Here is a 20,248-nt window from a genome sequence, read left to right as displayed (position 1 = left end):
GACCCCAGGACCTCTCCATGAAATCCCCCGCATGAACGACATCCGCCGTCCCAGTGGCCGCGCCGGCGACCAGTTGCGCAGCGTCAGCATCGAACGCCACTACACCCGCCACGCCGAGGGTTCGGTGCTGGTGAGCTTCGGCGACACCCGCGTGCTGTGCACCGCCAGCATCGAGGACCGCGCGCCGGCCTGGCTGCGCGGCAAGGGCGAGGGCTGGGTCACCGCCGAATACGGCATGCTGCCGCGCGCCACCAGCACGCGCACCCAGCGCGAAGCCACCCGTGGCGGCCAGGGCGGGCGCACCATGGAAATCCAGCGGCTGATCGGCCGCAGCCTGCGCGCCTGCGTCAACCGCCAGGCATTGGGCGAGCGCGTGATCACGCTGGACTGCGACGTGCTGCAGGCCGACGGCGGCACCCGCACCGCGGCGATCACCGGCGCCTATGTGGCCCTGGTCGATGCGGTGAACCTGCTGATGAAGCGCGAGAACCTCAAGCGCAACCCGGTGGTGGGCGCGGTCGCCGCGGTCTCGGTGGGCATCTACAAGGGCCTGCCGGTGCTCGACCTCGACTACGCCGAGGACTCCGACTGCGACACCGACATGAACGTGGTGATGAACGACGGCGGCGGCTTCATCGAGGTGCAGGGCACCGCCGAAGGCCACGCGTTCCGCCGCGACGAGATGGACGCGTTGCTGACGCTGGCCGAGAAGGGCGTCGGCGAGCTGGTCGCGGCGCAGCGCGCAGCGCTGGCCCGATAGCGTAGCCCGATAGCGTAGGGCGGGCACTGTCCGCCATCGTCCACTCGGCGGCCGGCGGGCAGTGCCCGCCCTACGCGCATTTCCAAAGGTTACGGAGTGAGTCCATGACACAGCGCATCGTGCTGGCCAGCAGCAACCGCGGCAAGCTTGCGGAGTTCGGCGCTCTGCTCGCCGGCGGCGGCTTCGAGGTGGTCACGCAATCGAGCCTGGGCATCGCGGACGCCGAGGAAAACGGCCTCAGCTTCGTCGAGAACGCCCTGCTCAAGGCGCGCCACGCGGCCCGGGCCAGCGGCCTGCCCGCGCTGGCCGACGACTCCGGGCTGTGCGTGGCGCACCTGCACGGCGCGCCCGGCCTGTATTCGGCGCGCTATGCCGGCGGCCACGGCGACAGCGCGGCGAACAACGCGAAATTGCTGCGCGCGCTGGACGGGGTGCCGCCGGCGCAGCGCGATGCGTTCTTCATCTGCGCGCTGGTGCTGCTGCACGATGCCAACGACCCGGCTCCACTGATCGCCGAAGGCCGCTGGCACGGCCGCGTGCTCGACTCGCCGCGCGGCGCGCAAGGTTTCGGCTATGACCCGCTGTTCCTGCCGCACGGCCAGTCGCGCAGCGCCGCCGAACTCGAGCCGACGCTGAAGAACCGCCTCAGCCACCGCGGCCAGGCCCTGGCGCAGTTGCACGCGAGGCTGGCCGAACGCCACGCATGAGCCTGCTCGCGCCGCCGCTGTCGCTGTACGTGCACATGCCGTGGTGCGTGAAGAAGTGCCCGTACTGCGATTTCAACTCGCATGGGCTGCGCAACGAGCCCCCGCCGTACGCCGATTACATTGGCCATCTGCTGGCCGACCTCGACGCCGACCGCGCGGATTTCGCCGCGGCGCTGGAAGGCCGCCGGGGCATCAGCCGGCCCGTCGTCAGCGTGTTCTTCGGCGGCGGCACGCCGAGCCTGTTCGCGCCGGAACTGATCGCGCGCCTGCTCGACGGCGTGCGTGAGCGGCTGCCGCTGGCCGATGACGCCGAGATCACCCTGGAGACCAACCCCGGCACGGTGGAGCACGGCCGCTTCGACGGCTACCTGGCCGCCGGCGTCAACCGCATCTCGTTCGGCGTGCAGAGCTTCGACGACGACAAGCTGCGCCGGCTCGGCCGCATCCACTCGGCCAGCGAGGCCGAGGCGGCGGTGAAGTCGGCGCAGGACGCCGGCTACGCCAACATCAACCTCGACCTGATGTACGCGCTGCCGCAGCAAGACCTGGACGGCGCGCTGGCCGACGTGGACCGCGCGCTGGCGCTCGCGCCCGCGCACATCTCGCACTACCAGCTGACGCTGGAGCCGAACACCGCGTTCGCCGCCAACCCGCCGCCGCTGCCCGACGACGACCACGCCTGGGCGATGCAGGAAGCCTGCGAGGCGCGCCTCGCCGCCGCCGGCTACGGCCAGTACGAGATTTCCGCGTATGCACAACCGGGTCAGCGCTGCGCGCACAACCTCAATTACTGGCAATTCGGCGACTACCTCGGCATCGGCGCCGGCGCGCACGGCAAGCTCAGCAACGCGGCCAGCGGCGAAATCCGCCGGCGCTGGAAGACTCGCGGGCCGCGCGCCTATATGGATGCCACCGGCGGCCCCGCCCGGATCGGCGGCGACAGCGTGGTCGGCGCGGACGAGCTGCCGTTCGAATACATGCTCAACACGCTGCGCCTGGTCGACGGCGTGCCGATGGCCGCGTTTGCCGAACGCACCGGCCTGCCGCCGGAACGGATCGCCGCCGCACTGGCGACTGCGCGCCGCCGCGGCTGGCTGCACGACGATCCGCAGCGGCTGCATACCACCACGCTGGGCCAGCGGTTCCTCAACGACGTGATCGGCGCATTTCTGGACTGAAAGCTGCGCTCCGGCTGCCCGGCACCCGTATGGCGCAGCCACGGCAACCGGCATAGACTTGCCGCACTAGGGGAATTCACAGGTTGATGCATGGATGTCGGGCACGATCGACGGCAATCGTTTGCGTCGCAGCCGGGCGGGCGCGCAGGTAACGCACGCTGGCCGGCGCGGGCGCAACGCCTGCTGGAAGCCAGCTGCCACCTCTGCATGGAGGGGTTGCAGGAACCGCTGCGCCGTTGCCTGAGCGAATTCGAAAAGCAGCTTTTTGCTCTGGCCGAGCGTGCCCACCACGGCGGCGAGCAGCAGAATTGCTTCGCCAGCCGGCAGCGTGTGCTGCAGGGTCGCACCGCCTTCGTGCAGCGTTTCATGGAGCGCCTCGGCAGCGCATTCGACGAGATCGGCAACGTCGGGACCGCGCCGACCGCGGCCGCCACCGGCGTGAACCCACGGCAGACACTGGCCCTGATCGACCCTGCCGAGCAGGAAGTGTCGATGACCCTGGAGCAGCTGGGCGCCCGTGGCGAAGTGCGCCACAGCAGCGCGCTGTACGAACTCGGCCATCGGCTGGCGGTGCTGATCGGCGCCCCGCCGCTGGAAAGCCAGGTGCTGCCGCTGGGACCGCACGCGTTGGCGCAGGCTTGCAGCGAAGCCGGCACCGAACTGGAACTGCCGCTGAAGCACCAGTTGCTGCTGCTGCAGCATTTCGACCAGTGGGTGATCCAGGCACTGGCACCGCTGTACGACACCATCAACACGCACCTGCAGGGCGACGGCATCCTGCCGCAACTGCGCAGCATTCCGATCCCGCGGCACCTCGGCAAACGGGCGCGCCCGGTCGCCGGACGCGCCGAGGCCGCCAGCGAGCCGGCGACCGGCAGCGCCAGCACGGTACCGGGTACCGCTGCGGTCGGCGGCCCCGGCGCGCCGATCGAGGTGCTGGAATCCCTGCGCGACCTGCTGGCGCGGCAACGTGCCAGCCAGAGCGGCCTCGGCGGCCAGCCGGCCGGTCGTGCCGCCAGCGAGCAGGAACTGCAATCCGCGCTGGGCGCACTGCAGCAGCACCTGGCCCAGGTCACCGACCAGGCCGGCCGCGAACTGCGCAGCGCGGCGCGGCTGCGCGAGGAACTGCTGGCCCAGCTCAACTTCGGCAAGCCCGGCGACGCGCCGCGCACCCAGTTGAGCGACGAGCAGGGCGACAAGGTGGAACTGGTCGCGCGGCTGTTCGAGCAACTGGGCCAGCAATTGCAGCAGGGCAGCAATGCCCACCAGTTGCTCGGCGACCTGCAGCTGCCGGTGCTGCGCATGGCGGTGACTGACCGCGGCTTCTTCGAGCAACGCGAACATCCGGCGCGCCGGCTGCTCGATACGGTGACCGCCGCGGCGAACGACTGGCTCGACGGCAGCGACGACGAGAGCAACCGGCCGCTGGCGACCAAGCTCGAGCAACTGGTCGCCCGTGCCAGCCGTGAGCCGCCCAGCGCGGGCCTGTACACCACGCTGCTGGCCGACATCGAGCATCACCTGGCGCTGCTCACGCGCAAGGCGCAGGCCGCCGAACGGCGTCACGTGGAGGCGGCGCAGGGGCGCGAGCGGCTGGACCAGGCACGCCACCGCGCCGGCGAGCTGATGGCCGAACGCTTCGCGCAGTCGCCGCCGCGCGGCCTGCTGCGCGCCCTGCTCGACCGCGCCTGGTCCGACGTGCTGGCGTTGACCCTGCTGCGGCACGGCGAGGAAAGCGAGGCATTTCGCGCGCAACTGGCGATCACCGACCAGTTGCTCGGCCGCCTGCCGACGGGTGACCGCCTGCAGCTGCAGGTGGAAGTGGAATCCGGCCTGCAGCAGATCGGCATGCACGCCGAAGAAGCGGTTCAGGTGGCGCAGCGTCTGCTCGGCGCGGGCAAGCCCGACCCGGTCGCGGAACTGCCCAGCGCCACGGATCTTGCGCTGCGCCTCAAGCAGCACCAGCGGCTCGGCGAGCAGCAAGCCGGTCATGAGCCGGTCGCCGCCCCCGCGTCGGCCGTTGTACCGGCGGCCGCAGCGGCCGACCCGCGCGAGCAGCGCATCGAACAGCACCTGCGCGAGCTGCCGTTCGGCAGCTGGTTCGAGTTCGTCGATCCGCATACCGGGCAGATCGCCCGGCGCAAGCTGGCCTGGTACTCGCCGATGTCCGGGCGCTGCCTGCTGGTCAGCCGGCGCGGTCAGCGCGGCGAGGAGATAAGCCTGGCGCAACTGGCCCATGAGATCGCCAGCGGCCGCGCCTGCGAGGTGCCGGCGCAGCCGGAGAGCCTGCTCGACCGCGCCTGGCGCAACCTCACCGGCAGCCTGCGACAACCGGTCGCCACCCGGCGCCCCCCCGCCCCGACGGAGCTCCCGCGCCGATGACCGATGCCTTCAACCAGCGCCGGGCCGAGCGCAAGCGCACCACCGTCAACGCCGTCGTCACCGACGTGATCAGCGGCCTGCCGATCGGCCACCTGGGCAATCTCTCCAACACCGGCATGCTGCTGATCAGCGCGCAGGCGCCGCGCAGCGAGGCGCTGTACCAGGTCAGCATGACCCTGCCCGGCTCGGACCGCATGCTGGCCCAGTCGCAACCGATCGAAGCCGGCATCCAGGAACAGTGGCACGAGTCCGCCGCCAGTTCGGGACAGGTCTGGGCCGGTTACCGCATCGTGGCGATCACCGATGCCGACGCCGCCCGGATCGAGAGCTGGCTGGCGCAGGACTGACTCCACGTCGGCAGGCGCTTCACTGGCGATCGCCACGCGCGCACGTCATCATGGGCGTCGCTTTCCCATCCCCAGTTCACCACGGGCTGTACCGGCCCTGCGCGGAGGCCGCCAGTGGCGGCCACGGCACACGCAGGCGCTCCGGCAGCAGAGCAGCCCGCCGCCGAGGAGTCATCATGCACGACCAACCCGCCTCGCTGTATTCGCACCACCTGGCCACCCTGCGCGAACGCGCCGACAAGGCGCTCGCGCTGGGTGGCTTCGACCATCTGCTGGTCGCCGCCGGTACGCCGCTGCGCAAGTTCCTCGACGACCAGGACTACCCGTTCGTGGTCAGCCCGCACTTCAAGCACTGGCTGCCGCTGACCGACGCGCCGGGCAGCTGGGTCGCGTACACGCCGGGGGCGAAGCCGAAGCTGGTGTTCGTGCAGCCGCGCGACTACTGGCACGTGGTGCCGGAAGCGCCGCACGGCTACTGGGTCGAGCACTTCGACATCGTGATCGTGCGCAGCGCGGCGGAGGCGATCGCGCAGCTGCCGCGCGGCAAGCGCGCCGTGATCGCTGCCGCCTGCCCCGCCAACGATGGCGTGGAGGCGAACAATCCGCCGGCTGTGCTCGACTATCTGCACTGGCATCGCAGTTACAAGACTCCGTATGAGCTGGCGCTGATGCGCGAGGCCAGCCGCATCGGCGCGCGTGCGCACCGCGCCGCCGCGGCCGCGTTCCGCGCCGGCGAAAGCGAGTTCGGCATCCACCTGGCCTACCTCGCCGCGGCGAAGCAGATCGACGCCGAGCTGCCCTATGCCAGCATCGTGGCGCTGAATGAGCACGGCGCGGTGCTGCACTACACGAACTTCGAGCGCACGCCGCCGGCGCACAGCCGCTCGTTCCTGATCGACGCCGGCGCCAGCGCCGCCGGCTACGCCAGCGACATCACGCGCACCTACGCCTCGCCGAAGGCCGCGGAATTCCAGGCGCTGATCGACAGCGTCGATGCCGCGCAGCAGAGCTTCGTGGCGAAAGTGCGCGCCAGGCAGAGTTACTCCGAGTTGCACATCCACGCCCACCACGTACTGGCCGGCGTGCTGCGCGAGCATGGCTTCATTCGCATGAGCGCCGAGAGCGCGGTCGAATCGGGCGTCAGCAGCGCGTTCTTCCCGCATGGCCTCGGCCACCCGATCGGACTGCAGGTGCACGATGTCGCCGGCTTCCAGCAGAACGAACGCGGCGGTAGCATCGCGCGTCCGGACGGCCATCCGTACCTGCGCATGACCCGCGTGCTGGAGCCGGGCATGGTGGTGACAATCGAGCCCGGCGTGTACTTCATCGACATGCTGCTGGCCGAGCTGCGCGACAAACCGGTCGCGGCCGACATCGACTGGGCAAAGGTCGACGCGTTCCGCCAGTACGGCGGCATCCGCATCGAGGACGACGTGGTGTGTACCGACGCCGCGCCGGAAAACCTCACGCGGGATGCCTTCGCTTCGGCCTGAACCGGACCAGCCCCTCGTTTCTGCTTTTTTCTTTTCCGGAACGAAGGAGCCTTCGTCCTCCATAAGAGGGTGAAAGCTCTTCGCTCTGGACCGGACCACGCCATGGAAGGCGGCTCGGGGCGACCGTATCCTGCTGCGACATCCATCCACACCGCGCCCACATCCGCGCGGCGTATGCTGTCGGGCAGGTAATGCACGGATTCGTCGCATGTCCAGTCCCGCGGTTTCCAGCGTTCCGCCCGAAGGCCTTCGCACGCCGCCACGCCCGCTGCGGCGGCTGACGCTCGAGCTGTTCGGCATCGTCGCGCTGAAGATCGCGGCGCTCGCGCTGATCTGGTGGGTGGTGTTCGCGCCGCAGCCGAAGCCCGACGCCAGTCCGGGTGCCATCGCGCAACGGCTGGCGCCCACCGTCCACGCGCCGCCGGAAGCCCAGCCATGATCCCGATCGACACCGATGTCGTCACGCTGTCGCGCCTGCAATTCGCGCTGACCGCGCTATACCACTTCCTGTTCGTACCGCTGACCTTGGGCCTGGTGTGGATGCTCGCCATCATGGAGAGCGTCTACGTGATGACCGGGCGCGAAGTATGGAAGCGCATGGTGCAGTTCTGGGGCGTGCTGTTCGGCATCAACTTCGCGATGGGCGTGGCCACCGGGGTGACGATGGAATTCCAGTTCGGCATGAACTGGGCGTATTACTCGCATTACGTCGGCGACATCTTCGGCGCGCCGCTGGCGATCGAGGGGTTGATGGCGTTCTTCCTCGAAGCCACCCTGATCGGCGTGTTCTTCATGGGCTGGGATCGCATTTCGCGGATCAAGCACTTGCTGGTGACGTGGTTCCTCGCGCTGGGTACCAGTCTGTCGGCGCTGTGGATCCTGATCGCGAATGCGTGGATGCAGCATCCGGTCGGTTCGGAGTTCAACCCGGCGACGATGCGCATGGAAGTGACTTCGTTCTCCGAGGTGTTCTTCAATCCCGTGGCGCAGGAAAAATTCGTGCACACGGTAAGCGCGGGCTACGTGCTGGGCGCGATGTTCGTGCTGTCGATCAGCGCGTGGTACCTGCTGCGCGGGCGTAATCTCGATTTCGCCAAGCGCTCGATGACGGTGGCGGCGAGCTTCGGCCTGGCCGCGGCGTTGTCGGTGGTGGTGCTGGGCGATGCATCGGGCTATACGGTGTCGCTGAACCAGAAGATGAAGATGGCCTCGATCGAGGCGATGTGGCATACCGAGCCGGCGCCGGCGTCGTTTACCTTGTTCGGCATACCCGACGTGCAACAGCGCACCACGCACTACGCGGTGAAGATTCCCTGGGTGATGGGCCTGATCGGTACCCACTCGATCGACGAGACGATGCCCGGCATCGCCGAGCTGGTGGATGCCGCCAAGGGCCGTATCGGCAACGGTATCCAGGCTTACGACGCCATGCTGATGCTGCGTCAGGACAAGGACAATCCGCAGGCGAAGGCGACCCTCGCCGCGCATGACAAGGACCTGGGCTACGCCTTGCTGCTGAAGAAATACGTCGACGATCCCCGCCAGGCCACGCCGGCGGACATCCAGAAGGCCGCCGACAGCACGATTCCGAACGTGCCGGTGCTGTTCTGGGCGTTCCGCATCATGGTCGGCTGCGGCTTCTATTTCATCGCACTGTTCGCGTTCTCGTTCTGGAAGGCCAGCACGCGCACGCTGGACAGCCAGCGCTGGTACCTGCGCCTGGCGCTGTGGAGCCTGCCGCTGCCGTGGATCGCCATCGAGCTGGGCTGGATCGTGGCCGAGTACGGCCGCCAGCCGTGGGCGATCGAGGGCGTGCTGCCGACGGCGCTGGGCGTGTCGTCGGTGAGCGCCGGCCAGGTACTGACTTCGCTCGGCGGCTTCGTGTTTTTCTATACCGCGCTGGCGATCGTCGACGTGTTTCTGATGCTGAAGTTCGCGCGCAAGGGACCGGACGGGCTGGGCATCTGGCCGCCGGCGATCACCGCCATCCCCTCCGACCGGCCCTGAGGAAACCGCCATGCTCGACTACGCCACGTTGCGGGTGATCTGGTGGGCCTTGCTGGGCACGCTGCTGATCGGTTTCGCGATCATGGACGGCTTCGACTTCGGCGTCGCCGGCCTGCTGAAGGTGCTGGGCCGCGACAACGAGGAACGGCAGGTGCTGCTCGAAGGGATCGAGCCGACCTGGGAGGGCAACCAGGTGTGGTTCATCCTGGCTGCCGGCGCCACCTTCGCGGCGTGGCCGATGCTGTACGCGGTGGCGTTCTCCGGCATGTACCTGGCGATCGCGCTGGTGCTTCTGGCGCTGATCCTGCGCCCGGTGGGCTTCAACTTCCGCGGCAAGATCCACGACCCGCGCTGGGCCTCGCTGTGGGATTGGGTGCTGACCGGCTCCGGGCTGGCGGTGATGCTGGTTGCCGGCATCGCGTTCGGCAGCCTGTTCCTCGGCCTGCCGTTCCGCTTCGACGACGACCTGCGCATGAGCTGGCACGGCGGCTTCATCGACCTGCTGCATCCGTTCGCGCTGCTGTGCGGGCTGGTCTCGCTCTCCATGCTGCTGGCGCACGGCGCGTGCTTTGCCGCGATGAAGGCCGATCACGCGATCGCCGCACGGGCGGTGGCGACCGCGCGCTGGGCGACGCTGGTCTTCGCCGTGCTGTACGTGCTTGCCGGCGTGTGGCTGGCCTGGGGCATTCCCGGCTACGCGATCGTCGGGCCGGCGGCGACCGAGGGCGTTTCCAACCCGCTGTACAAACAGGTCGCCGTCGGCAGCAGCTGGTTCGCCGGCTACATGCGCTATCCGTGGTTCTGGACGGCACCGCTGCTGGCGCTGGCCGCGGCAGTCGGCGTGCAGGCCCTGGTCGACCGGCGCAGCGTGGCCGGCTTCCTCGCCAGCAGCCTGATGGTCGGCGGCACGATCGCCTCGGCCGGTTTCGCGCTGTTCCCGTTCCTGCTGCCAGCCAGCCTCGACCCGCGTTCCAGCCTCACCGTGTGGGACGCCTCGTCGAGCCGCGGCACGCTGCAACTGATGCTGGTGGTCACGGCGGTATTGCTGCCGGTCGTCATCCTCTACACCGGTTGGGTATACCGGGTAATGCGCGGACGGATCACGCTGGATCAAGTGCGCAAGGCGCACGGCGGTTATTGAAAGGAGTGCGGACCGATGTGGTACTTCTCGTGGATCCTCGGGCTGGGCCTGGCCTGCGCCTTCGCGATCCTCAATGCGATGTGGTACGAGGTGCACGCCACCGACGAGGCGAACCGCCTGCGTGAGGATTCCGAATTGCCGGACGAATTGACCTAGGGATGCCCTGATCCATCCAGCGCATCGCTAACGCGCCGCCAGCAACGCCTCGATCGCCTCGGCCTCCTTCGGCACCGCGGCGGTCAGCACCTCGTTGCCGTCGCGGGTCACCGCCACGTCGTCCTCGATGCGGATGCCGAGACCGCGCCAGCGCTCGGCCACCGAGCGGTCGTCCGGCGGCACGTACAGACCCGGCTCCACGGTCAGCACCATGTCCGGCTCGAGCAGGCGCGACTCGCCGTCGACCCGGTAATCGCCGACGTCGTGCACGTCCAGCCCCAGCCAGTGCCCCGTCTTGGCGGGGAAATAGCGCTGGTAGCTCCCATCGGCGATCGCCGCGTCCGCACCGCCCTTGAGCAGGCCGAGCTCGCACAGGCCTTCGGCCAGCACGCGCACCGCCGCCGCATGCGCGGCACCGAACGGCCGGCCCGGCCGCACCTCGTCGATCGCCGCCAGCTGCGCGCCCAGCACCACTTCGTACAGTGCGCGCTGCTCGCGGCTGTAGCGGCCGTTGACCGGGAACGTACGGCTGATGTCGGACGCGTAGCAGTCCAGTTCGGCGCCCGCATCGATCAGCAGCAGCTCGCCGTCGCGCAGCGTCGCGCGGTTGCTCTGGTAGTGCATCACGCAGGCGTTCGCGCCGCCGGCGACGATCGGCGGGAACGCCGACACCGCACCGCGGCCGCGCACCACCCGCAGCAGTTCGGCCTCCACCTCGTACTCGTGGCGGCCCGGCGTGGCGACCCGCATGGCGGCCAGGTGCGCTTCGGCCGCGATCGCGGCCGAAGCGCGCATCAGCTTCAGCTCGGCGCGCGACTTGTACAGGCGCAGGTCGTGCAGCAGGTGGCCGAGCGCCACGAACTCCTTCGGCACCACGCCGCCTCCGCGCAGCTGGCGCAATCGGCGCATCCAGCCGAGCAGGCGCGCGTCGAAATCCGGCTCGCGGCCAAAGTGGCAGTACACGCGGCCGCGGCCCTCGATCATGCCGGGCAGGATGTCGTCGATGTCCTCGATCGGAAAGGCATCGTCCATGCCGTAGCCGGCCACGGCCTGCTCGGTGCCGATCGCCGGCCCGTGCCAGCGCTCACGCGCCGGATCATGCTCGCGGCAGAACAGCACCGCCTCGCCGTGCCGGCGTCCCGGCAGCAGTGCGAGCACCGCGTCGGCTTCGGGAAAGCCGGCCAGGTAATGGAAGTCCGAATCCTGCCGGTACGGCCACGCTGCGTCGGCGTTGCGCATGCGCTCGGGGGCGGCGGCAACCAGCACCACCGCGTCCTCGCCGGCCATCTGCATCAACTGGCGGCGGCGCCGCGCGAACTCGTCCGGGCCAATCGCCAGCGCGGCCAGCTTCGACGCTTGAGGGATCAATGCACGCTGCCGCTGGCGGACGGGTCGGGTGCCCCGCATTCGGTGTACAGCAGCATCGCGGCCACGCGCACGAACTCCTGCACCTCGACCAGCGCATCCTCATCCTCTTCCTCGTCGCCGAAATCGAACGACGAGCCGGCGACCGTGCCGAGGTCGCGCAACACTTCCTGCGCCTCGTCCGACAACTGCGCGTGCGCCGCGGTGCCGGCCAGGCCGAAACCGCCGAGGAACCCGCGGCACCAGTCAGCCATCGCCTCGGCGCGTTCAGCCAGCGGGCGGTCGTCCTCCGGCAGCAGCGGCTCGAAGCCCAGCTCGGGATCGGCCAGCTCGGTTTCGCTCTGTCGCGCCAGCCGGTCGAGCAGGGCCAGGTCGTCCGCGCCCACGTCGGTCGCCTCGCCATCGAGCTGCAGCGCAGCCAATATCGAGGTACCGCGCAACGAGCCGCCGGCGGCCAGGTAGCCACACAGCGAGCCATGCAGTTCGCTGGCCGCGGTGCCCAGGCGCAGGCGTCCGACCAGCGCATCGATGTCGTCGTGGCCTACCAGCCCCGGTGCCGTCATGGCGTTGCTCCGTCAGGAAATAGGCGCCAGTTTAATGCAGCACGGCCCCGTCACCGACCCGGCTGATTTCCGCCGGCGTCCTGTTATAGTTTTGGGCATGAGCACGCCCGAGTCCGTCCGGACCGATCCGGTCCATCAAGAGTTGGCAGCCCTGGCGCAGCAGCTTGACCGGCTGCTCGCTACGGTGCGTCTTCTCACCGAGGAAAATCGCAGCCTGCGCCAGAGCCAGGAGCAGTTGTCCGGCGAACGCGCCGGCCTGCTGGCACGCAATGAACAGGCACGCAGCCGCGTCGAGGCGATGATCCAGCGGCTCAAATCGCTTGAAAGCAACGGCTGATAGAAACCATGTCCAGCAGTGAACCGGTCGCGCTGCGACTGATCGACCGAGAATTCCTGATCGCCTGCGCGCCGGAAGAGCGCGAGGGGCTGCTCGAAGCCGCCGGCTTCCTCGACCGCAAGATGCGCGAGCTGCGCGCGAACGCGAAGGCGCCGAGTTTCGAACGGCTGGCGGTGCTCACCGCAATCAGTGTGGCGCACGAATTCCTGAGCCTGCGCAAGGAGCATGACAACCAGGAACGTCGCCTCAGCGACGGCCTCGCCGCGCTGCGAAGCAAGCTTGATGCCGCACTCGACGGCGAGCCGACCCGACGCTGACCGCCGCGCCCACATGAATCCCGGCTGGCGTCGGCAGTGGCACATTCCGGAGCAAGCGCCTAAAATCATCCACGGCGTTTTCTGCGATGTGCGCCAGCACACTCTTACATTTGCCTTGTTCCTAAATACGGCCCCGGGTCGGCTTCACATCGGCTGTTGTGCATGTCCGCCACGTGCGGAAAGCCTTGAGGCCATGTAGCCCTCCCACCTGATCCATCGTGGATCAAGGTCGTTCGGTGGGCAGCGGCATCGCGGTTGACGCCACCTTTTCCCGCGCCCCGCCCGTCACGCGACGGACGGGGCGCACCACGACGGAGCTGCGCGATACGTGGACGCCCTCGCCCGACGACGCGAGTTTCGCCAGCGCCTGGCCGATCAGCGCCGCGCCCTGCCACCGACCCAGCGCATCGCCGCCGCGCAGGGCCTGCGCCGCAGTCTCGAGCAATTGCCCGAATACCTCACTGACGCGCGCGTGGCCGGCTACTGGGCCAGCCACGGCGAGCTGCCGCTGAACCTGGCGATCGCGCCGCTGGCCAGCCGCGGCCAGCAGTTCCTGCTGCCGGTGATCCGCACGGGCAAGCAACTGCGCTTCGCGCCGTGGCAGTCCGGTGATGCGGTGCAGCCGAACCGCTACGGCATCCCCGAGCCGGTCGCGCCGGCCGAACTGCTGGAGCCGTTCCAGCTCGACCTGGTGCTGGTGCCGCTGCTGGGTTTCGACCGCCGCGGCAACCGCCTCGGCCACGGCGGCGGCTACTACGACCGCAGCTTCGCCTTCCTCAACGAGCAGGTGCGCCCGACCGAGCCGCTGCTGGTCGGCATCGGCTACGCGTTCCAGGAATTGCCCGAGGTCGACGAGGAGGACTGGGACGTTCCGCTCGACTTCGTCGCCACCGAGCGTGAACTGATCGACTGCCACGCGCCCGCCCCCCATCCGGAGACTGCCGCGTGAATCACTGGCTGATGAAGTCCGAACCCGATGCGTTCTCGATTGACGACCTGAAGCGAAAGAAGCGGGAAGCCTGGGACGGCGTGCGCAACTACCAGGCGCGCAACTTCATGCGCGACGGCATGCGCCCCGGCGACAAGGTCTTTTTCTACCACTCCAACTGCGCCGTGCCCGGCATCGTCGGCATCGCCGAGGTAGCCACGGATGCATACCCCGATCCCAGCCAGTTCGACCCGAAGAGCAAGTACTTCGACCCCGGCAGCTCGCGTGACAACCCCCGCTGGATGCTGGTGGACGTGAAGTTCGTGAAGAAGCTCAAGCGCACGATCAGCCTGGACGAACTGAAGAACGACCCCGCCCTCACCGACATGCCGCTGCTGCGCAAGGGCAACCGGCTGTCGGTGATGCCGGTCGACGCCGCCCACTGGAAATACATCCTGGCGCTGGAATGAGCGCCGCCCGATCCTCTTCCACCGGAACCCATTCATGAGCAACGCAAACGAAAAACGCCAGGCCGGCGAGGCCGCGATCCGCTACGTCGAGGACGACGCCATCGTCGGCGTCGGCACCGGATCCACCGTGGCGTTCTTCATCGACGCGCTGGCCGACCTGAAGCATCGGATCCAGGGCGCGGTGTCCAGCTCGGAACAGTCCACCGCACAGCTGAAGAAGCTGGGCATCCCGGTACTCGACCTCAACGCCACCGGCCCGTTGACGCTCTACGTCGACGGCGCCGACGAGTGCGATCCGTACAAGCGCCTGATCAAGGGCGGCGGCGCCGCGCTGACCCGCGAGAAGATCGTGGCGGCGGCCAGCGAGAAGTTCGTCTGCATCATCGACTCCAGCAAGCGGGTCGAGTTGCTGGGCAAGTTCCCGGTACCGATCGAGGTGATCCCGATGGCGCGCAGCCTGATCGGCCGCGAGATCGTCAAGCGCGGCGGCCACCCGGTATGGCGCGACGGCGTGGTCACCGACAACGGCAACTGGATCATCGACGTGCACGGCTGGCAGATCGTCGACCCGGCTGCGCTGGAAGGCGAGCTGAACCAGCTGCCCGGCATCGTCACCGTCGGCCTGTTCGCGCGGCGGCCGGCGGACGTGGTGCTGGTCGGCGACAAGGAGATGTGATCCGCCGCCGCACCGTTATCCGCGAAAACGGCCCGTACGGGCCGTTTTTCTTATGGCGCCGGCCGAGGCTTCAGCCCGTCGCGGAAACGCAGATGCCGCGCCGAATGTCGAGCCTCGCGCAGGCGCCGCGCGTGCGCCGCAAGGATGTCGCCGCGGGTGATGATGCCGACCAGCTTGCGGGGGTCGTCCTTGCTCACCACGACCAGCCGGCCCACGCTCTCGGCGACCATATGGTCGGCGGCCTCGCGCAGCGAATGGCTTTCGCTGACCGCGATCGGCGGCCGCGTGACGAGTTCGCTCAGGGTCAGCGTGTAGTGCCACTGCGGATCGAGCAGGCTGCGCCGGGTCAGCACGCCCTGCACGTGGCCGTGTTCGTCCACCACCGGATAACCCTGGTGCTGAGCCTGCGGCGACTCCTCGGCCAGCCAGCGGCGTACTTCGGCCAGCGCCTGGCTGGTCCTGAGGGTCACCACGTTGCGCGAGCAGGCCTCGTCCACGCCGACCTGGTCGAGGTAGTCGGCCACGTACTCGGACGGCACGCGCACGCCGCGGCGCACGATCTTCTCGGTCATGATGGTGTTGCGCATCATCAGCGCCGAGATAAGGTAGGCCGCAGTGCAGCCGCCCAGCAGCGGCAGCAGGCCGACCGGCTGGCCGGTGGTCTCGAACGCGAACACCACCGCAGTCAACAGCGCCCGCGAGGCGCCGGCGAAGATCGACGCCATGCCGACCAGCGCGGCGATGCGCGGATCCATGCCGAACTGCGGCGCCAGCGCGGCAATGCCGATGCCGATCAGCGCGCCCAGCGCGCCGCCGATGGTGAACAGTGGCGCCAGCGTGCCGCCGGAGGTGCCGCTGCCCAGCGCGATCGACCAGGACAGGAACTTCATCACGCACAGGAACGCCAGCGCGGCCAGGGTCAGCCGGCCGTTGAGGATGTTCTCGATGTTGGTATAGCCCACGCCCAGCGTCAGCGGCGCGAAGTAGCCGACCACGCCGACCACCACGCCGCCGAGCGCCGGCCACCACATCCAGTGGATCGGCAGCTTCTCGAACCAGTCCTCGATGCCGTACACGAGCCGCGTGGTCCACACGCTGACCACGCCGATCAGCGCGCCGATCAGCACGTACAGGAACAGTGCCATGGCGCCCGGTGCGGCCAGCACCGGCATCTGGAACACCGGGGTCGTGCCCTGCAGCAGGTAACGCATGCCAGTGGCTGCGACACAGGCCAGCGCCACCGGAATCAGTGAGCGCGGGCGCAGTTCGAACAGCAGCAGCTCCACCGCCAGCACCACCGCCGCGATCGGTGCGGAGAACACCGCCGCCATGCCGGCCGCCGCGCCCGCCGCCAGCAGCACCTTGCGCTCGCTGCCGGTGACCTTGAGTACCTGGCCGATGAACGAGCCCAGCGCGCCGCCGGTGGCGATGATCGGGCCCTCGGCACCGAACGGGCCGCCGGTGCCGATCGCGATCGCCGAGGAGATCGGCTTCAGGAACGTGATCCGCGGCGGGATCTTCGACTCGTTCAGCAGCACCTGCTCCATCGCCTCGGGAATGCCGTGCCCCCGGATCGCGCGCGAGCCCCAGCGCGCCATCACGCCGACGATCAAGCCGCCGGCTACCGGCACCAGCACCACCCACCAGCCCAGATGCGGCACCGCATCGGCGGGCGAGGAGAACGCGGTGGACCAGCGGCCGTAGAACGCCAGGTTCGTCACCACGCCGATCAGCGCGGTCAGCAGTCGGGCGATCAGCGCCGCCAGCACACCCAGCACGATCGATACCGCGGTGATCCGCAATACGCGGCGGTCGACCAGGGTCGAGCGGCGCGGCATCTTCGCCGCGTCCAGGCTCATGCCCATCGTCGGTGCAAGCGGAAGGGCGTCGGTACTGCCTTCGGTTCGTACGGCCGGGCGACCCGGCTCGTTTTCGCTTGCAGTCATGGATCCACCACGGGGGAACAAAGGCGCGGATTTTACGCTGGTGCGGCGCAAAACCGAAGGGCAGAAGTCCATGAATTGACTCGCAATTTCATGCTGCCAACAGCACGTCGGCCCGCTGCCGACGAAAAAGCCCGCCATAAGGCGGGCTTTGGTGCCGGAGCGCCGCAATTGCGGCGGCATCGGCGTCTGGATTGGCAGCCCCGGATGGATTCGAACCACCGAATGCCTGAGTCAGAGTCAGGTGCCTTACCGCTTGGCGACGGGGCTAGGAAGCTGAGTTTAGCGCTTCGAGAACTGCGTGGCGCGACGTGCCTTGTGCAGACCGACCTTCTTGCGCTCGACCTCGCGGGCGTCGCGGGTCACGAAGCCGGCCTTGCGCAGCGACGACTTCAGGCTTTCGTCGTACTCGATCAGCGCGCGGGCGATGCCCAGCCGGATCGCTCCGGCCTGGCCGGTGATGCCGCCGCCGGCGACCGTCACCTTGATGTCGAACTTGTCGGTGCTCTGGGTCAGTTCGAGCGGCTGGCGCACGATCATGCACGAGGTCTCGCGACCGAAGAACTGCTCGAGCGACTTGCCGTTGACCACGATTTCGCCCTTGCCCTTGCGCAGGAACACGCGAGCGGCGGAGGTCTTGCGGCGGCCGGTGCCGTAATTCTGCTGGGTTGCCATGCTCATTTCCTTAGATCTCCAGCGCCTGCGGCTGCTGTGCGGTATGCGGATGCTCGGCGCCACCATAGACCTTGAGCTTGCGGTACATCTCGCGGCCCAGCGGGTTCTTCGGCAGCATGCCCTTGACGGCGATCTCGATCACGCGCTCCGGGTAGGTGGCCAGCAGGTCCTTCAGGCTGGTGGTCTTCAGGTTGCCGACGTAGCCGGTGAAGCGGTGGTACTTCTTGTCGTCCAGCTTGGCACCGGTGACGGCCACCTTCTGCGCGTTGATCACCACGATATAATCGCCGGTGTCGCAGTGCGGGGTGTATTCCGGCTTGTGCTTGCCGCGCAGACGACGGGCGATTTCGGTCGACAGGCGACCGAGCGTCTTGTTCGTGGCATCGACCACGAACCAGTCGCGCTTGACGTTGTCGGCATTGGCGCTAAACGTTTTCATTTCAGAATACCTGTCTGCCGCCGTGAGGCGGTACGCATGATTCAGGAAAGCATGCTTCGGTGGAACAAAGGCGCGAGATGATAGCGGAGCCGTCATCCACGGCGCAAGCCCACCGGCCGGCGAGCTGTGAGCTGGCAATGATAGCATGACCACCGTGGCGCTTGGAAAGCCCCCCCATGCGCGCGGACGCATCGCGCTTGCCCGCGGGCTGACCGTCCTCCCGGCGGAACGGCGCGCGTACCCGGCCTGTACGAAGATGCACTGCGGCAAGCCGCCACGCTGGCGCCGCAGGCGCTGTTGTCGTCCAATACCGGCTGCTGCCTGCACCTTGCCCGCCGCCCTCGCGGCGCAGCGCCTGGCTTGGCCGAACCGGCACGCGCTGACCCTGCTGGCCGAACAACTGCAACGGGAAACCCCATGAACGTGCGCACCCTGAGCCCCCTCGACCGCCTGCTCGTCCAGGGCGAACGCGCACTGGAGGCGATCGCCGGCGCACCTTCCGCGCACCGCCCCTCGCCGGCCACCGGCGTCGCCGAGGCGGTGCTGGACGAGGCCGAGCGGCACCACGCCGCTGGCCTCATGCGGATCAACCACACCGGCGAGGTCTGCGCGCAGGCGCTGTACTTCGGCCAGGCCGCGCTCGCGCGCGACGCCGACAACCGCCGGCACCTGCTGCACGCCGCAGCCGAGGAAACCGACCACCTGGCCTGGTGCGCCGAACGTCTGCGCCAGCTGGACAGCCGGCCCAGCCTGCTCAATCCGCTGTGGTACGCCGGCAGCTACGCGATCGGCGCGGCCGCCGCGCTGGCCGGCGACCCGGTCAGCCTGGGCTTCGTGGTCGAGACCGAACGCCAGGTGGAGGCACACCTGGCCGAGCACCTGGAAAAGCTGCCCGCGCAGGACGGGCGCTCGCACGCCGTACTGGTGCAGATGCAGGCGGACGAGATCCGCCATGCGCAGGCGGCGCAGGCGCGCGGCGGCATCGAGCTGCCGTTCCCGCTGCCGCAGCTGATGCACCTGAGCTCGATGGTGATGAAGACGGTGGCATACCGGATCTAGGTCGGACCGCGTTCACCGGACAAGCAGCGGCCGCACCTTCCGTTCCAGCATTGCCACCAGCTCTGGCTGCATGTAGCCGTACCGGTCGGGAATGGCCACGCACGTCACACGCTTGCCCTTGAGCCGGGCGCCGAACTGCTGCACCAGTCGCGCTTCGTGCCGGCGCTCCATGACCACGATGAGGTCGGCCCAGTCCACCTGCGCCGCATCGAGCACCGTCTCCGCGTCCGGCGCCAGGCCGGCGGAGTCCACCTCGACACCGGGCATGCCGTCGAACACGGCCTCCGCCGTCGGGCTGCGGAGACGGTTGCGGCTGCAGACGAAGAGTACGTGCCACGCCATCGCAAAGAGAAAACCCGCCTTCCGGCGGGTTTTTCGTCACATCAGGTTGCGGCCGTGGAACAGTTCCTCGATCTCGCGGCGCAGCAGCGACTCGATGCGCTGGCGTTCCTTGAACGAGAGGTCGTCGGCATGCGCCTCGAACAGGTAGGTGTCGAGGTCGAAGTCCTTGATGTGCATCTTCGTGTGGAACATGTTTTCCTGGTACACGTTGACGTCGAACATCTCGTACTTCTGGCGGATGTGCTTGGCCAGGTAGTCCTGCACCGAGTTGATCTTGTGGTCGATGAAGTGCTTCTTGCCCTTCACGTCGCGGGTGAAGCCGCGCACGCGGTAGTCGGCGATGACGATGTCCGACTCGAAGCTGTCGATCAGGTAGTTCAGCGCCTTCAGCGGCGAGATCACGCCGCAGGTAGCCACGTCGATGTCCGCGCGGAACGTGGCGATGCCGTTGTGGGGATGCGTTTCCGGGTAGGTGTGGACAGTGATGTGGCTCTTGTCCATGTGCGCCACCACCGCGCCCGCGATCGAATCGCGGCCCAGCTTCTCGACCACCGGCTCCTCGGAGATCAGGATGGTCACCGAGGCGCCCTGCGGATCGTAGTCCTGGCGGGCCACGTTCAGGATGTTCGCGCCGATGATCTCGGCCACGTCGGTGAGGATCTGGGTGAGCCGGTCGGCGTCGTACTGCTCGTCGATGTACTCGATGTAGCGCTGGCGCTGGTCTTCGGACACCGCATAGCAGATGTCGTAGATGTTGAAGCTCAGGGCCTTGGTCAGGTTGTTGAAACCCTGCAGGCGCAGACGGGGGAGTGGCTTGACCACGGGCGGCTCTCCATGACCGATATGTTCGGCCAGCAGCAGAGGCGGGTTAGCGACAAGGGTCCCCGCGATATGGTGTGAAGCGCAGGCGGCAGCCTGCACGACCCTTGTGTACCGCATGCGACAATCCTGCCGCATCCGGAA

23 protein-coding genes, 1 tRNA gene and 1 other RNA gene are annotated in these 20,248 nt (G+C 68.4%); 17 read left to right on the top strand and 8 right to left on the bottom strand.

The annotated features are described in order from the left end of the window. The first annotated feature begins 31 nt into the window (after positions 1-31). The 10 genes from rph (at position 32) to cydX (ending at position 10,171) form a co-directional block, all read left to right on the top strand. Positions 32-760 carry a ribonuclease PH gene (rph, locus tag DEO45_RS11250; protein WP_114343566.1) on the top strand — a complete coding sequence of 243 codons (729 nt, stop codon included), beginning with the start codon at positions 32-34 and terminating at the stop codon, positions 758-760. A 104-nt stretch (positions 761-864) separates the two neighbouring features. Then, entirely contained in the window at positions 865-1,467 is a 603-nt protein-coding gene (gene rdgB / locus DEO45_RS11245) for an RdgB/HAM1 family non-canonical purine NTP pyrophosphatase (protein ID WP_114343564.1), read from the top strand. Continuing rightward, entirely contained in the window at positions 1,464-2,645 is a 1,182-nt protein-coding gene (gene hemW, locus DEO45_RS11240; RefSeq protein ID WP_114343562.1) for a radical SAM family heme chaperone HemW, read from the top strand. The genes rdgB and hemW overlap by 4 nt, the downstream gene beginning before the upstream one ends. A gap of 90 nt (positions 2,646-2,735) precedes the next feature. Continuing rightward, positions 2,736-5,027 carry a DUF1631 family protein gene (locus DEO45_RS11235; protein ID WP_114343560.1) on the top strand — a complete coding sequence of 764 codons (2,292 nt, stop codon included), beginning with the start codon at positions 2,736-2,738 and terminating at the stop codon, positions 5,025-5,027. Continuing rightward, a complete protein-coding gene (locus tag DEO45_RS11230; RefSeq protein WP_114343558.1) occupies positions 5,024-5,374 on the top strand; it encodes a PilZ domain-containing protein in 351 nt (116 codons plus the stop codon). Before DEO45_RS11235 ends, DEO45_RS11230 begins: the two co-directional genes overlap by 4 nt. A 176-nt stretch (positions 5,375-5,550) precedes the next feature. Next, a complete protein-coding gene (gene pepQ, locus DEO45_RS11225) occupies positions 5,551-6,867 on the top strand; it encodes a Xaa-Pro dipeptidase (RefSeq protein WP_114343555.1) in 1,317 nt (438 codons plus the stop codon). A 208-nt stretch (positions 6,868-7,075) separates the two neighbouring features. After that, entirely contained in the window at positions 7,076-7,306 is a 231-nt protein-coding gene (gene cydP / locus DEO45_RS11220; protein ID WP_114343553.1) for a cytochrome oxidase putative small subunit CydP, read from the top strand. Next, positions 7,303-8,874 carry a cytochrome ubiquinol oxidase subunit I gene (locus tag DEO45_RS11215; RefSeq protein WP_114343551.1) on the top strand — a complete coding sequence of 524 codons (1,572 nt, stop codon included), beginning with the start codon at positions 7,303-7,305 and terminating at the stop codon, positions 8,872-8,874. The genes cydP and DEO45_RS11215 overlap by 4 nt, the downstream gene beginning before the upstream one ends. Positions 8,875-8,884: 10 nt before the next feature. Beyond that, a complete protein-coding gene (cydB, locus tag DEO45_RS11210; RefSeq protein WP_114343549.1) occupies positions 8,885-10,015 on the top strand; it encodes a cytochrome d ubiquinol oxidase subunit II in 1,131 nt (376 codons plus the stop codon). A gap of 15 nt (positions 10,016-10,030) precedes the next feature. Further along, the gene (gene cydX, locus DEO45_RS11205) at positions 10,031-10,171 is read left to right on the top strand and encodes a cytochrome bd-I oxidase subunit CydX (RefSeq protein ID WP_114343546.1); all 141 of its coding nucleotides are present in this window, start codon (positions 10,031-10,033) and stop codon (positions 10,169-10,171) included. A 27-nt stretch (positions 10,172-10,198) separates the two neighbouring features. On the opposite strand, the gene DEO45_RS11200 is transcribed toward cydX, so the two are convergent. Continuing rightward, a complete protein-coding gene (locus DEO45_RS11200) occupies positions 10,199-11,539 on the bottom strand; it encodes an aminopeptidase P N-terminal domain-containing protein (RefSeq protein WP_114343544.1) in 1,341 nt (446 codons plus the stop codon). Further along, positions 11,536-12,099 (bottom strand): UPF0149 family protein, encoded by a 564-nt coding sequence (locus tag DEO45_RS11195; protein ID WP_114343542.1) that lies wholly within the window; start codon positions 12,097-12,099, stop codon positions 11,536-11,538. Before DEO45_RS11195 ends, DEO45_RS11200 begins: the two co-directional genes overlap by 4 nt. A 97-nt stretch (positions 12,100-12,196) precedes the next feature. On the opposite strand from DEO45_RS11195, the gene DEO45_RS11190 reads away from it, so the two are divergent. The 6 genes from DEO45_RS11190 to rpiA all read left to right on the top strand — a co-directional run bounded on the left by DEO45_RS11190 (position 12,197) and on the right by rpiA (position 14,827). Further along, the gene (locus DEO45_RS11190) at positions 12,197-12,436 is read left to right on the top strand and encodes a TIGR02449 family protein (RefSeq protein ID WP_114343869.1); all 240 of its coding nucleotides are present in this window, start codon (positions 12,197-12,199) and stop codon (positions 12,434-12,436) included. Positions 12,437-12,444: 8 nt separating this feature from the next. Beyond that, the gene (locus DEO45_RS11185) at positions 12,445-12,753 is read left to right on the top strand and encodes a cell division protein ZapA (protein ID WP_114343540.1); all 309 of its coding nucleotides are present in this window, start codon (positions 12,445-12,447) and stop codon (positions 12,751-12,753) included. 75 nt (positions 12,754-12,828) lie between these two features. Beyond that, a non-coding RNA gene (gene ssrS, locus DEO45_RS11180) (6S RNA) lies at positions 12,829-13,015 on the top strand. A gap of 66 nt (positions 13,016-13,081) precedes the next feature. Continuing rightward, positions 13,082-13,702 (top strand): 5-formyltetrahydrofolate cyclo-ligase, encoded by a 621-nt coding sequence (locus DEO45_RS11175; protein WP_114343537.1) that lies wholly within the window; start codon positions 13,082-13,084, stop codon positions 13,700-13,702. 11 nt (positions 13,703-13,713) lie between these two features. Next, positions 13,714-14,151 (top strand): EVE domain-containing protein, encoded by a 438-nt coding sequence (locus DEO45_RS11170; RefSeq protein ID WP_189339738.1) that lies wholly within the window; start codon positions 13,714-13,716, stop codon positions 14,149-14,151. Positions 14,152-14,185: 34 nt separating this feature from the next. Further along, entirely contained in the window at positions 14,186-14,827 is a 642-nt protein-coding gene (rpiA, locus tag DEO45_RS11165; RefSeq protein ID WP_114343533.1) for a ribose-5-phosphate isomerase RpiA, read from the top strand. 50 nt (positions 14,828-14,877) lie between these two features. Here rpiA and DEO45_RS11160 read toward each other — a convergent pair whose 3' ends face one another. The 4 genes from DEO45_RS11160 to rplM all read right to left on the bottom strand — a co-directional run bounded on the left by DEO45_RS11160 (position 14,878) and on the right by rplM (position 17,884). Further along, the gene (locus DEO45_RS11160) at positions 14,878-16,773 is read right to left on the bottom strand and encodes a chloride channel protein (protein ID WP_114343530.1); all 1,896 of its coding nucleotides are present in this window, start codon (positions 16,771-16,773) and stop codon (positions 14,878-14,880) included. 192 nt (positions 16,774-16,965) lie between these two features. Continuing rightward, positions 16,966-17,040, bottom strand: a tRNA-Gln gene (locus tag DEO45_RS11155). A gap of 12 nt (positions 17,041-17,052) precedes the next feature. Then, positions 17,053-17,445, bottom strand: coding sequence for a 30S ribosomal protein S9 (gene rpsI / locus DEO45_RS11150; protein WP_114343866.1), 393 nt, complete (start codon positions 17,443-17,445; stop codon positions 17,053-17,055). A 10-nt stretch (positions 17,446-17,455) separates the two neighbouring features. Then, positions 17,456-17,884, bottom strand: coding sequence for a 50S ribosomal protein L13 (gene rplM, locus DEO45_RS11145; protein ID WP_108472001.1), 429 nt, complete (start codon positions 17,882-17,884; stop codon positions 17,456-17,458). A gap of 417 nt (positions 17,885-18,301) precedes the next feature. Here rplM and coq7 point away from each other — a divergent pair, with 417 nt between their 5' ends. Beyond that, positions 18,302-18,943 (top strand): 2-polyprenyl-3-methyl-6-methoxy-1,4-benzoquinone monooxygenase, encoded by a 642-nt coding sequence (gene coq7, locus DEO45_RS11140; RefSeq protein WP_114343527.1) that lies wholly within the window; start codon positions 18,302-18,304, stop codon positions 18,941-18,943. Between the two features lie 12 nt (positions 18,944-18,955). Here coq7 and DEO45_RS11135 read toward each other — a convergent pair whose 3' ends face one another. Together DEO45_RS11135 and speD are read right to left on the bottom strand one after the other, a co-directional pair. Then, entirely contained in the window at positions 18,956-19,222 is a 267-nt protein-coding gene (locus DEO45_RS11135) for a phosphotyrosine protein phosphatase (protein WP_428992443.1), read from the bottom strand. 99 nt (positions 19,223-19,321) lie between these two features. Further along, positions 19,322-20,107, bottom strand: a complete 786-nt coding sequence (gene speD, locus DEO45_RS11130) for an adenosylmethionine decarboxylase (protein WP_068092516.1) — start codon at positions 20,105-20,107, stop codon at positions 19,322-19,324. Between the last annotated feature and the right edge of the window lie 141 nt (positions 20,108-20,248).

The organism is Rhodanobacter denitrificans, from assembly GCF_003335105.1.
Lineage (GTDB): Bacteria > Pseudomonadota > Gammaproteobacteria > Xanthomonadales > Rhodanobacteraceae > Rhodanobacter > Rhodanobacter denitrificans_A.
This window is presented reverse-complemented; position numbering and strand designations above follow the sequence as displayed.